Here is a 13253-nt window from a genome sequence, read left to right as displayed (position 1 = left end):
AGATGCAGATTATAACGTAATGTCTTACATTAAACTTGCCATTAAGCTGCTATTAACCTGCCATAAAGCATTAAAAAAGATGCTGGAGTCAGCCCCAGCATCTTTTATGATAAAAACAATTAACGTAATAAATAAAGCATTAGGCTAAACGTAATAACTCATTGACTGATGTTTTAGCACGGGTTTGCGCATCGACTTTTTTCACAATAATCGCAGCATATAAGCTGTGAGTGCCGTCTTCTGATGGCAAGCTACCGGGTACGACGACTGAGCCTGCTGGTACACGGCCGCGATGAATCTCGCCCGTTTCGCGGTCATAAATGCGCGTTGATTGCCCGATAAACACACCCATAGAAATCACTGAACCTTCTTCTACAATCACGCCTTCAACGATTTCAGAGCGCGCACCGATGAAGCAATTGTCTTCGATAATCGTTGGATTGGCTTGTAGAGGCTCTAAGACACCGCCGATACCAACGCCGCCTGATAGATGCACATTTTTACCGATTTGGGCACACGAACCAACCGTAGCCCACGTATCTACCATCGCGCCTTGGTCGACATAAGCGCCAATATTGACGTACGATGGCATCAAGACGGCACCCGCTGCAATGTATGAGCCTTTACGAGCAACCGCTGGTGGTACCACGCGTACGCCGGCTTCTTTAAACTGCGCTTCTGTCCAGTTGGCAAACTTCGTTGGCACCTTATCATAAAACTGCACGTGTTCGCCCGCAGCTTGGACATAGTTGTCATTTAAACGAAATGATAATAAAACCGCTTTTTTAGCCCACTGATTGACCACCCATTCGCCATCTTTTTTCTCTGCCACACGCAAGCTACCGTTGTCTAATTGCTCAAGCACTTCATTGATGGCATCGCGTACGTCTTTTGGCATGGTTGCTGGGCTATATTCGTTACGATTTTCAAAGGCTTGTTCAATGGTTTGTTGCAATGACATAAATATTCCTAAAATTGATGGAAGGTAAATAAAAACGAATAAAAAGAGCGGTGCTAATAAAGTGAATAAAAGCGTTTTAACTAAAAAACGGGCTTGCTGTATTGTCGCTAATTTGGCGACTTTTAGCAAATAACTTAAGCGCCAGTAGCAGTACTGTTATTGATGCTTAATGCAGTTATTAATTAGGAGTATGGCTCGTTATCCATTCTAAGATATCTTGATAAACCAATGCTTTATTCTGCTCATGAAGTGGCTCATGGCGCATGTGCGGATAAAGCTGAAGCTCGACATCACTAAAGTTCTGTTTTTCTAAACAGCTGGCAATTTTGCGGATACCTTTGCCCATATCGCCAATAGGATCGTTCTCACCACTGACCAATAACATAGGAAAGCCTTTGGCAATTGTTGTCGCCCAGTTTTTATTGAGACCAGCGTCCATTAAGGTGAATAAGGTCAAAAAGCCATTATTGGTAAAGTCAAAACCCGTCAATGGATCGGCTTCGTACGCTTCGATAGCCGCAGGATCTTCATTTAGCCACGCAAACTCTGAGGAAGAAATACGATTATCAAGCTTACTATTGAGCACTTTATTCATCACGTTGGCAAAGACGGTATTTGGCTTTCTAGGAGCGGCTTTTGCTAAGATTTTATTAATCGGCAGCAGTACTTTGGTCAATGGATTGGCATCAGCCGTGCCCATTAGAATTGCACCAGTAAAGTTCTGCGCATGATGCTTGAGGACGTTACGCACAATAAACGAGCCCATTGAGTGACCCATGACAAAATGCGGTACGTTAGGATGGCGCGCCTTTAGGCTGTCTGCCATGATAATAACGTCTTTTAATAACGACTGTACCGGATGCTCTTCAGCAAAAAAACCCAAATCATCGGCCGATTTAACGGTCTGCCCATGACCAAGCTGATCATAAGTGGCAACCGCAATGCCATTATCCGCTAAAAACTGCGCAAACTCTGCATAGCGGCCACTGTGCTCCGCCATCCCATGCACAATCAGTAAGGTGGCAGTAATCGCCGTACTAGCATCGCTTGGCTCAAAAAAAGTATGGTGTAAATAATGAGTGTTATCAGAAGAAGTAATTTGTTCAGTGTGACTCATAAAAATCCAGTCCTTGAATGGTGAAGGGTTAACATACAGACAGTATATATAGGTATAAAGGTTTATTATAAAAATAAATAATGGGGACGAACACTCTAATCGCCAAGCGTTACAGGGTCAAATTTTTTACTCGTTTAAGGTTATCGTACAATAGTCTGGGTATAAATGCTTTTGTTTTATGTTTTTAAGCATTTGTTTCAATACGGACAAATTACAGAATACAACTAACCTTTCTCACCATCAAACTGCCAAATCACCTGACCCCAATTATTATTAGGATAATTGGGCATGATATCATCCTGTTTGAAGTAAGCTCGGCTATCTGCTTTTGCTAAGGTAAACCAGTAGCCTGATTTAGGGCAAGGCTGATTCGCTGGGCAACGCCCTTTGGCTTGACTAGTAATTTCAGGTTTAGCTGTGGGCTGGTTTTCGTAGTAGGGCGTCATATCTTCGCCAGCTTCCTGACGCTTGATAAACTCTTCGTAAGTTATTTTATAGGGATCAATAGATACAAACTTACTGGTATCAATACCTGTCTTCTCTAGTACAAGGGGTAGGGTGTAGTCGGGCTGATCTTGTTGAATGTTTAAGCCCATCTCTAATGCTTGGGTCTCTGATTGTAATCTTGCTAGCGGTAAATCCTTGTATTCTTCTGGATAGTATTGATCCCAACTATTTCTGTTTACGGAGTCTACCATCTGTTGCACTAACTCTTTTTCACTAAGAATATCTAAGTCCATCAAGTAATATCGGTTGTTTGTGGCAGGGTCGGTTTGCCTGTTGTAACGTATATCCATAAAAACATCTGTACCATGGCGTAGTTGCCATGTATGTATATCATCTAGTTGCATCCATTCTTCAAAGGTGAGAGGGTAAGTAAAGTCTAAATTTAAATCGCTTGTATGATCCGCAATTGTAAAATCAAAGCTGTCTTGTTTAAAAAGACGTGGAGATCCAATACTATAATTAAAAACCCATCCTTTATTCTCAAGCTCATCAAATAAAGTCATAGTTTGATCGTAGGCTTTTTCGTCAGTAATATTATTACTTTCATCACGAAGAAAAAAAGATATGGAAAGAAACTCTAAAGAACGGTCATTATCTTTGAGGTTATCTAACCCCATAACCGTAACGACATTATTTAAAGTTATTTGCCCATTAGGATAAATAAAGGTGGTGGTTGCCATGTTAGAAGTAGGAAAGTTATAGCCTTGAAACGTAACTCCCATAGGCTGAGCATCGTTTTCTTGAAACGCTGTATATTCAGGATTGCTCTCATACAATGCTTTTGCAGTTGTATTTAAAACAATCTCTAACGGTTTATCAGGCATAGTGACCTCTGGTTCGGCTTGGCAAGAAGTAGCCGTTAAAATAATGGAGATATAAAAAATAAAATAAGTTAATTGTTTAAACATACTCATCTACTTATCTAATTAAAATTGACCCAACGGTCTGCCTTGTTGTACCAGCCTGCCATGGTTCGCAGCTGTGTCTCCATATAGGTAGTTTCAGTTTGCATCAAGCCATGAAATTTTTTAGCAACCTGATTGATCCATGTCATACGACTGTCATAATCATAAACTACAGTACCCTCAGGCGCATGTGAGATATATCTTTCAGTGTTAGTAGAGCAATCACTAGTAAAAAACAAGGCAACATTAGGTGCAAGCCAACTAAACATTCCCATTGAATCGATTTCACGCCTGTTTCTCCAGCCTTCGTATATTAGAGGCTGTAAAATCTCACCTTGTTCATGTTCAGCTATAATTAATAAATTTTGGTATTGAGCTTTTAGTTTATTGTTTTTAAGACGAGCATTCTCGAACTTCTTAACTTCATCAAAGCCTTTTTTTATAAATTCGTTGCTTCTGAGATTATTAATTTTGGGTAAAGATTCTGCTGCCCAGTCTGCTTTATCAATAGCTGATTTTATTTCAGGAACGAGCGTACTTGTATTGCGCTTATCTATACAGTTGAAAAAAACTGTTGATCCAAATCTACTATAATAATGATGCCATCCTGCGATATCTTGGAACAGCCAAAAATTGCCTTGGCCAAACCAATCACTAGCAGTAACGACAATGCCATGCTTAGTTGATGTCAGTGTCCAATGCTCTAGCGTACAAGCTACAGTTTTGCTCGCAAAGGCCCCGAGCGCCATCCAATAAAAGCGACCTTTTTTACTTGAATTACCATTTTCTTCAGTTTCCAAATAAAACCTTGCATAAGTACCTGCTATTCGTCTTGCTCTTACACTATAACTATCTACAAAATTGTAAGAGTTTGCTGATACTTCCTCACTCAAGCGTTTTAGGCAGAACTGTTGAGAGACAGACCATAACTCTTCACAGGTACATGTCGTTGGCAACCAGCTATTTAAAGTTGTATTGGTTTTAGCCTTTGCTTTGGTTACCATAATTTTCCCTTATTTATTGTTTTTCTTATTAAACTTAGACCAAACTAGTTTTACCTTTAGTTCATCCTCTTTATCACCCGAGTCTACGCGAGGCGTCTTACCTTCAATATCTGATTTCGCTTTAATATTTATATTCTTGCCCGTTAATAAGTAGTCTAAATCAGGTAATGGATTACCCATGGGGTCAACCAACTGGACCTGCTCATCAAAGAATTCTTTTTCTAGCAGCTTATCAAAAGGTAGGCGCGATAAATAACTACTATCAACTCCGCCCCCAGCCTTACTATGCTTCCCAGCTTTCTCAGTAAACTGCTTAGCCGCTATCGTAATATTTGCGCCATCCAAAGTAATACTCGCACCGCCAGCCGTCAGCGTAATCTTATTCGTTGCCACTATCTCAACCTCTTTGGTCGAGGAGGCGATATTCACATCCTGCTTTGCCGTCGCTTCCAGTTTTCCTGTATGCGCAGAAAGGGTGATATTTTCTTTCGCATTGGTCATACTAAATTGACCATCGGCTATTATATTGAGTGACTCGCTGCTGACTTGGTTATGGCTATCACCACTACTGATTATCATATCTTGCTGCGTGGTCATTATCATTTCACCCATTGACCGGTGAATAAGTAGGTCGTCACTGACATAGCCGGTATCAGCCGCACTATCAATCAGCGTGAATGGCGTTGTTTGATGGGTTTTGGTTTGCTGTTCCTCTGCAATAGTCTCAAGCTGGGTTTTAATCGCCTTATGGTCATTCACTTGTCTGCCAAGTCCCGTTGCTAGCTGCGTTAAACGCTCCGCTAAGTGCTGACCGCCAAGACCAGTTTGGGTGAGGGTCGGGGTGTGGTGTTGGTAATTATGTTGTCCTGTTTGTGCGTGCGTTTGCGGTTGAGTGGAAAGGGCTAAGGCTTCACCTGATTTGATATTAACTTGGGCGTTAGTAGCCGCATTGATGCCTTGACGCTTGGCGGTGTCTGATGGATTAATAACCCCCATTTTTAGACTGGCAGATATCCCGGCACTGTCTACTTTTAGCTGAGAGTAAGCTTGCTCTGTACGATGGTCAGTCACCCATTCAGATAGGCCGTTACCCGTGTTGCGATAACCGCTTTCGACCGCTTGTTCATTGTCCGTAGCAAATAGACTTGGGCGCGTAGATGACAGTAGGCTACCAATATTAATTAAATGTTCACCATCACCGATAGACTGCATGAGGGTTTGGTCATCAGCCCTATGGGTGAAGTGACTGCCGTAATTAGCACCTGCTTGTGCCTCTAATCGATTGATTGCTTGGGCGGGGCTATCTAATAAATAGCTTTTAGTCGGCGTCATATGATTACGGCTATCAATCTCATTTTGCATTTCAGTGATGCCCGTCATCGGTGGCAACGCGCGTCTACTATAGAGCTGACCGACCCACGGAGTATCAGCAGTGATTAATCTAAGTTGGGTTAGGTGAGTGCCAGCTTCTAAAGAAGAAGCGTGACGCTGATGATGGCGGCGGCTATTTGTTAATCCTGTCATATGAGCGAGGCTATTACGTGCTAAATGTACGATATGAGTGGTGCGGTAATGCTGATTCAGTGCGCTATGCTCGACTAATACAAAGGTGTCAGCGATATTCAAATCTGTAGCATGGGTGAGAGCATGATAGACGCTATACTGACTTCGATGGCTGTTTGCGATGATAGCCGCCTCATCTATGGCTTCGGTATCCGTCACTGGAGCAAAGGCGGCAGGACTGTCTAAAATCAGCGTATTGTCGTTGCCGTTATTTTGTTTAGGGTGGTTATCGCCAAAAATAATCTCAGCCGTTTGAGTAGGGTGTGCAACCTTTGCGGCATTGAAGCGTTGCATGATGACAGAATCAGGTTGTACCGTAACATGCTCACTGATTGCTAAGACAGGCGCATGAACACGATCATGTAGTACTTGCTGGTAACGCACTGAGCCTATATTCTGACTGATGTTATCACCATCGCTTGGATACGCTGAGGTTATGATGAGCTTTGGCGGGCGGTGCTCAAAAGTTTGCTGATGACGCAGGTAAGCGGTTAAACCTTGACGCGAGAGCCGCTCACAAATATGTGTCCAATCACTTATTTGCCATTGGGTCATACGTGCAGGTGTCCAGCTTGCATCTTCATTACTAGTACTGTCATCGATGACTTCTATGTCTAGCGCCGCTGTGCGCTGTGCGACAATCGTTTGGACAGAAGTTTCAGTATCTATATGGCTGCTTAAATGTTGATGCAAACGATAAGTAATAGGCTGGGCGAGTAGGCGGTAATACCCATAGCTGCCATCATGATCCAATTGACAAATAGCGGTTAGATATAGATGGCGATAGCTGCTGCCATTCGGCGTATCAAAGCATAAGGTTAAAGGACTACCAATTAAAGCAGTGCAAGAAGAGAAGGGTAAATGATGACCTTCATGAATGTAGACCTGTAATACATAAGTGTCGATACCATGCTGCTGATGCTGATAACCGCTATTAGGATTTAAGCGCTCAATGATAGCTGTCTCATACTCGGCATTGAGCAATTCATGTTGCCACGTTTGATGAACAGTAATATCTTGTTTGGCACTGGCATAAGGAGCTTGGCTACTGCCTTCACTGGCATAGAGCCTATCAAGATGCATGGGTAGCGCCGTATTGAGCAAACGTAGCATGGTTGTTGTCCCATTTTATTAAGCAATGTAAAGCAGTGCTATGAAGCGCATAAAGCGCCGGGTTTTATCATTCTGGATCAGTTATTACTGATAATGGTTACTAGTAAATAAAGGTTACTCAGCAAGGGTAAATTCGATACGCCGATTACGCGTGCGTCCTTCTTCATTATCATTGCTAGCAATAGGGTCTAAATCCCCCTTGCCAGTCGTACTCAGGCGAGCAGCATCGATATTGCGACCGATGAGATACTGTTTCACCGCTTCTGCACGCTGATTAGATAGTGTTAAATTGCCACCAGAATTACCGACATTGTCTGTATGTCCGGTGATAGTTACGGGTTTATCGCCGACCCGCTGTAATACCCCTGCCATATCATCTAGGATACCAAGACCCATTGGGGTTAAGTTGGCACTTCCTGATTCAAACTCAACGATACGATTGCCTAGGGTCTCATCTATGAGCTGTTGTTCGCCTTGAGTGACAACCAGCTGATTTTCTAATTGATAAAGATCGGTCAAACGCGTATGAATACGGTTTTGGATAGCTTGTTTTTGTTCAAGGCTGCTGACCTTGCCATGTAGGCTAATAGTCGTACCATGAATGTCTATCCGACCTTGGCGTATATTGGCAATGTCGCTATCAATAATGGCAGTGGCTACTTGCTGCCAATTGGTCGGTATGTTGATATTTGAGCGCACCTCAATTTCATCTCTAACGGGTTTATCAGGGTACTGAGCCTTGAGCTTATCAAGAAGCTGCTGCTTATCTGAACTCGTGGCAACGACGCCTTTTATGACCACAGGCACATCTTGGTCGTTATGTAGGGTATCTTGAGCAGCAAAGACCATCGCGCTCATAGATAAGGTAGTGATTGCTGCCAATAATAGGTTTTTTCTACTTCCTATTAGCCTAGAATTCTTGATTGAGAAACGAGTTAGCATGGCAGTACCCTTTTTTACTTCAATGTTTATCAGGTGTATAAATAGGAAAAATAGACAATAAGCTTTATTGTGCTAAAAATATTTGCTTAAATAATTGTCTGGTGTCATACAAATACAGATCGTCTTGCAATAATATTTTGTTGAATCGAGTCAAACCAATGTCCTCATCGATATAGCTTTGTGTCCAACCACTATCCCCAATCGAGACCCAGTCAGCAGGTAAGATGTTCTTATGCGTTAATAGTTGAGAAAGTAGCTGGCTATCTGGTTCGGTAAAGCTCAATAACAGCTGGTAATGCGCAGAGGTTCGATAAAGATAGGTATTAAGCTGTAATTGATGAGGCTGATAAAACCCATGAATCAGGTCATGCCAAAAGGTCGCCATATATATAGCAGGGGCTCTTTCAGCGGGCAGCGTCCAGCTTATAGATTTGTTTAGGCCATGAAAGCCTTTAGAATAAGTTGGTAAAAATAATAAACCAGTGGCAATGATTTGTTGTATTAAATGCGCTTTATCGATACCCATTAAGCCTGCGATATCTTGTAGGGTGGTCGTATTAATGAAGTTGTAATAGTGGGTACTGGCATTTTGATCGATAGTCAGTGAGCAATTATTTAAATCTTCCATTACTTTGGCAGTGTCAGTTTGAGACTTAGCGTTAATTAAGGCGTCATATACATCGTCCCATAAAGACAGAGATTTAATCGGCACATAATTCATCCAACTTTTGGGTTTATCGTGATACATCAGACCAAAGCCAATTAAGGGGTAGCGGCGTTGATTGCTATCGTGACTGGGTATCAGGACACCTGTGACGATTTTATTAGCCGTAGTATCGATGTGACTGAAATATAGCGCTGTGTTTTCTTTTATAGCGCCATTTTTTAAAGGATTTGTTTCTAATGAATGCTCAGTTAATGCATCTTTTGGCAATAAGGCTTTCGGTAATAAATATTCAGATGCCGTCAATGCCTGACTGACCCAAGTGTCTATATCATTGGTTTCGTTGATATGACTGCGCGCACGAATAAAGTCTCCACGTGCTGGTAGCTTGCCGAAATATACCAATGGTAATGATTCAGAAGTCATGGGTTTTGCTCCTGCGGCTCAGAGCTGGCATTAGCATCGCTAGCAGGAGTATTTAAATGAGACGCTTCATTGGCATCATCATTGCTTGTATTTGCAGAGGTAGCTACACCATTAGCCGCACGTTCATTAGCATTCGGATTTTGCGGTGTGGTGTTTGTGCGTGGCGAGCTACTCGAGGGTTGGTTTTGAGCGTTTGCATCACGCTCATTGGTATTACCACTATTGGATGCTGCCGTTGTAGGCTTTGCGGTACGTGTAACACCCAGACCAATCACTTCGTTAGGCAGTTTCATACCAGTAAAAGGATTGCTTGAGCGACCTTGACTGGCGGTGCTGCTATTGCCACTGATAATCCTAAAGCGTACGGAGATAGTGATACCATCACCTGACCATGCCATCTCAAAGATGTTGTCACCAAGCTCGGTGCGCCGCGCACTATTGATAAGACGCTCTACCCCAAAGCTGCCAGCCTCTTCAAAGACAGTATAGTCTTTGCCATCATAATCCTTGGCTCTAATACTGGCACCTGGCTGGCTACTAGGGTTTGGCCATACAAATGTCGTCCACGCTTGGGTGCCCATGCGATAACGCAGCTGCTGACCATCAACGACGATGGTATATTCTGTTAAGCCACTGACCGGCAATGGCATAATCTGAAAGGTGGTTTGATTTGAGGCCCCATTAGCACCTGCGGCGCCTGCCGTACCACTGCCATTACCACCAGTATAATTGACGAAGTAGCGACCAAAATCAGCCACAAACTTCGGACTGAGTCCCAAACCTGCGCCATTCCAAATTTTACTAGATATCTGATCACCGCGGCGAATGATAAAGGGCGACAAGGTTTCATTGACGAATTTTGCTACATAGCCATCCTCGCCAAAGAACTGCCCAATCTCAGCAGGCGTGGCTTCTAAATTGGCATTGGCAGTAAACGGATATTTATTGCCCAAATTGTCAAGAAAAGGCTTATATACTTGTGCTTGCCAAACTTTATTAATCTCATCTTTGGTAGGCTTTAAAAGCATATTAAATGAGCGCGTAAGGGACTCACTCAATAATGGGCGTACCAATTGCTTCATCTCAGAGTTGGCTTGACTGAGTATCTGTTCATCTAGTATCTGTAAAGACTTGGTAAGCTCTGAGCCTTCTGGGCTTAAAGTCTGTGAGGCAAACAACAATGCATCGGGACCAATATCATCACTACGAGCGATATTATTAAAGCGGGTTCTAATATGACCCAAGCTTGCCAAATAATTATCCAATAAAGACAGGTTTTGGTTGTCTTCTCTTGGTGTGACCAAATTGTGAATAGCGGAAAATTCTTGCGCAATCAAGCCTGAACTTGCGGGTATCACAGTAGCATTAGGGCTCGATTGGTTATTACCCATCATGGCTTCGGCCTGACGGAGCTCCGCTGGGCTTTGACGAAGAATAGTTTGCTTAAACCAAGTTACAAATGAGCGCCGAGATTGCGCGCCATCAGCTGAGGACGAGCTTGTAGATTTATTATCCCATTGGGTCTGGCGATCAACGGTTTCAAATAAAGTCTTTAAGGGAGATTCTGTAGCATTGGACAGCTGATTTAATAGTACCGCATGATCGTCAAAGCCTTTACTGTCACGAATATAGACTTGTGATAAAAACCGTTTCCATTCGCTGATATATTCTTGCTTATACCGACTGACCAAATATTGGCGTATTTGTTCAGGACTACCGGTCAAGGTCAAGTCATTTTGGCTACTGGTTGCCAATACCCAATCGTCAGCTACCATTTTATTGGTCGCCGCTTTATCGATTTCATCACTGATAAAGGATTCCCATGCTTGCTTGGTAAAGGTGCCAGAAACCACATAGCTGCCTAATAATGCTTCGTTGCCTGTATTTTGAGTAATCTGTGCCACGGTCACTGCTGGAAAACGTGCTGATGAGCGCATTTTTATCTCGGAATAAACACGCTCACGTGCAGGCTGGCCCTTACTGACTTTAGATAAATTCATACGGGTTTTATCAATCAACCCTAAGTCGTTTTGAATCAAAGGAAAGCTTGGGTCATTAATATGAGCCAAGCTAAAACTTAAAATCCGCTCGGCTTGTCGAATCATTTTATCGCGTGGCATATCTGCGCGATTGGCTTCAAGCCAAGTACGCCAAAAGCGCGTCATCTGATCGCTCAAATGGCTGGTTTCTAAATGATCGTGATTGCTCAGCATCAAATAGGCTTTGAGCGCATTGTAAGCATCTTCAACATCGGTAGGATCTGATTGGATATAGGTATCAGTATTGCCAGTTGCAGACTCACTTTCTTGCGCCTCTGGCTCTTTAACCGATAGTTGTGCCGTATTGGCATTGACCTCAGTGAGGAATTTTTCTATATTTTGTTTGGTAGGCGCTAAGACAATGATGCCAATACCGTTGTAGTATTCTGATAAAAGTTTTTCTTTGAGCTTGTCGCCTTGATATAAGCCAAAACTTAACGAGAGAGGGTGACCATTTTCGTACTCTTCAAGCTGCTCTATGCGACTTTGTAAAATACTGAGTGACTCCAGTTGTGACTGCAAATCACCGTTTGAATTTTTTTGGATTTGAGCAACTTGTTGTAAATCTGCTGCTACCCGTTCAGTCAGCTGTTTATTATTGGCATATGACCATGTCCATAGCCCAGCCGCCGCACAGAGCACCACGACCGATGCTAAGGTTGCAAGGGCGCGATGACTACGTTTATCACGGTTCTTGTGCTGCTTAACCAAATGTTTGTCTTTTAAGATAACCTTGGAAAAAAGATCATTTAAAAAATAAGGCTTATCTGCGTTTGTTTGCTGAGAATTAAGGGGAACGGCTGGTGGCTGCAAATCAAAATTTTGTACCATTTGTAGCGTCATTTGACTGCTAACTTGACCTTCTTGTAGCGCACTGGTGAAATAAAAGCCACGCAATATAGGCTTAAATTGAAAAGGATTGTCTTCAAACAGAGCGTGCATGAGCGTTCTTATCATAGGACGCAATGACTGAAATTCCATTGGAAATGTCATCAAACTGGGTGAGACAGTACGCTGATGGCGTAACGACAGTTTGGTCGTGCTTAAGTCTTTTAGACCATTTACCAATACGCCAAAATGCTCTTCAAAAACATCTGTAATATTGATGTTGTCGGGGTCTTCTGGATAAGGAATGGTCGCCCCCCATACTTGCCCGCGATCTTCTTGCTCATAATCATGAAAGAAATCACGAAATCCTGATACCAGATCCATCTTGGTAAATACCACATAAACAGGGGCATAAACTTCTAATTGTTCGGTCAAATCCTGCACACGACTTCGTAAGTTTTTAGCCAAATCCAGCGCATAGCTAGGCTCATTTTTAGTCAATTCTGCGATGCTAACGGCAATGATAATGCCATTAATAGGGGCCTTGGGGCGGTTCTTTTTCAGTAGGTTTAAGAATGACAGCCATTCTGAACGGTCGTCTTCATAAGCAGAATAACGCCCTGCGGTATCAAGTAGAATCCCTTCAGTAGAAAAAAACCAATCGCAATTACGCGTACCACCCACGCCTTTGACTGACAGCTTGTTGGTTTGCTCCATAAATGGAAACTTTAACCCAGAGTGCAGCACTGCCGAGCTTTTACCGGCTGCTGGATTGCCGATGACCATATACCATGGCAGCTCATATAACGCTGCTTTACCGGTTTGATCACCGATTTTCGATTTACGAATGGTTTTAATGGCGTCTTGCATTTGCTGACGTAATGCTTGCACTTCTTGTGCATTTTCATCTTTAGCGATAGTGTCTTTATTATGCTCATCGCCATTGTCTTCTACTAAATTGGCCAGTTCTGCCGAGGCAAGTCTGCGTTTTTTCCAAAAATAGTAACCTAAGGTAGCAAGCAGAGCAGTAGTTACGGCAATACTAAGAATGACGATGAAGGTTTTAAGCGGCATATAATCGTAAAGTAAGACCAAAGCGACGATAACCCCTAAGATTAATAACACTCTCGGGTGGTAAATAAGATGGAAAAATCTTGCAAACATACTTGCTACCTAATGTAATC

The 13253-nt window shown here is 42.7% G+C and carries 8 protein-coding genes; all 8 read right to left on the bottom strand.

What is annotated here, in order from left to right; genetic code table 11:
• Positions 1–139 precede the first annotated feature (139 nt).
• The 8 genes from dapD to tssM all read right to left on the bottom strand — a co-directional run bounded on the left by dapD (position 140) and on the right by tssM (position 13233).
• Positions 140–961 carry a 2,3,4,5-tetrahydropyridine-2,6-dicarboxylate N-succinyltransferase gene (gene dapD / locus B3Q63_RS07645; RefSeq protein ID WP_183618859.1) on the bottom strand — a complete coding sequence of 274 codons (822 nt, stop codon included), beginning with the start codon at positions 959–961 and terminating at the stop codon, positions 140–142.
• A gap of 178 nt (positions 962–1139) precedes the next feature.
• The gene (locus B3Q63_RS07640; RefSeq protein WP_296175458.1) at positions 1140–2078 is read right to left on the bottom strand and encodes an alpha/beta hydrolase; all 939 of its coding nucleotides are present in this window, start codon (positions 2076–2078) and stop codon (positions 1140–1142) included.
• Positions 2079–2302: 224 nt separating this feature from the next.
• Positions 2303–3493 carry a hypothetical protein gene (locus tag B3Q63_RS07635; protein ID WP_296175456.1) on the bottom strand — a complete coding sequence of 397 codons (1191 nt, stop codon included), beginning with the start codon at positions 3491–3493 and terminating at the stop codon, positions 2303–2305.
• Between the two features lie 14 nt (positions 3494–3507).
• A complete protein-coding gene (locus tag B3Q63_RS07630; protein WP_296175454.1) occupies positions 3508–4494 on the bottom strand; it encodes a DUF2515 family protein in 987 nt (328 codons plus the stop codon).
• A 9-nt stretch (positions 4495–4503) separates the two neighbouring features.
• The gene (locus B3Q63_RS07625; RefSeq protein WP_296175452.1) at positions 4504–7170 is read right to left on the bottom strand and encodes a DUF2345 domain-containing protein; all 2667 of its coding nucleotides are present in this window, start codon (positions 7168–7170) and stop codon (positions 4504–4506) included.
• A gap of 114 nt (positions 7171–7284) precedes the next feature.
• The gene (locus tag B3Q63_RS07620) at positions 7285–8112 is read right to left on the bottom strand and encodes an OmpA family protein (RefSeq protein WP_296175450.1); all 828 of its coding nucleotides are present in this window, start codon (positions 8110–8112) and stop codon (positions 7285–7287) included.
• Positions 8113–8176: 64 nt separating this feature from the next.
• Complete coding sequence (locus B3Q63_RS07615) at positions 8177–9202, bottom strand: TagF domain-containing protein (protein ID WP_296175448.1); 1026 nt, start codon at positions 9200–9202, stop codon at positions 8177–8179.
• Positions 9199–13233: a type VI secretion system membrane subunit TssM gene (gene tssM, locus B3Q63_RS07610; RefSeq protein WP_296175446.1), complete on the bottom strand. Its 4035-nt coding sequence runs from the start codon at positions 13231–13233 to the stop codon at positions 9199–9201. The genes B3Q63_RS07615 and tssM overlap by 4 nt, the downstream gene beginning before the upstream one ends.
• Positions 13234–13253: the final 20 nt, after the last annotated feature.

The sequence above is a fragment of the Psychrobacter sp. UBA2769 genome, from assembly GCF_002352555.1.
GTDB classification, from domain to species: Bacteria; Pseudomonadota; Gammaproteobacteria; order Pseudomonadales; family Moraxellaceae; genus Psychrobacter; species Psychrobacter maritimus.
This window is presented reverse-complemented; position numbering and strand designations above follow the sequence as displayed.

Bases quoted from the DNA above. Each gene is read 5' to 3' on its own strand.
- B3Q63_RS07640 (WP_296175458.1), bottom strand. From the start codon at position 2,078: ATGAGTCACACTGAACAAATTACTTCTTCTGATAACACTCATTATTTA.
- B3Q63_RS07615 (WP_296175448.1), bottom strand. From the start codon at position 9,202: ATGACTTCTGAATCATTACCATTGGTATATTTCGGCAAGCTACCAGCA.
- B3Q63_RS07620 (WP_296175450.1), bottom strand. From the start codon at position 8,112: ATGCTAACTCGTTTCTCAATCAAGAATTCTAGGCTAATAGGAAGTAGA.
- B3Q63_RS07625 (WP_296175452.1), bottom strand. From the start codon at position 7,170: ATGCTACGTTTGCTCAATACGGCGCTACCCATGCATCTTGATAGGCTC.
- B3Q63_RS07635 (WP_296175456.1), bottom strand. From the start codon at position 3,493: ATGTTTAAACAATTAACTTATTTTATTTTTTATATCTCCATTATTTTA.
- dapD (WP_183618859.1), bottom strand. From the start codon at position 961: ATGTCATTGCAACAAACCATTGAACAAGCCTTTGAAAATCGTAACGAA.
- B3Q63_RS07630 (WP_296175454.1), bottom strand. From the start codon at position 4,494: ATGGTAACCAAAGCAAAGGCTAAAACCAATACAACTTTAAATAGCTGG.
- tssM (WP_296175446.1), bottom strand. From the start codon at position 13,233: ATGTTTGCAAGATTTTTCCATCTTATTTACCACCCGAGAGTGTTATTA.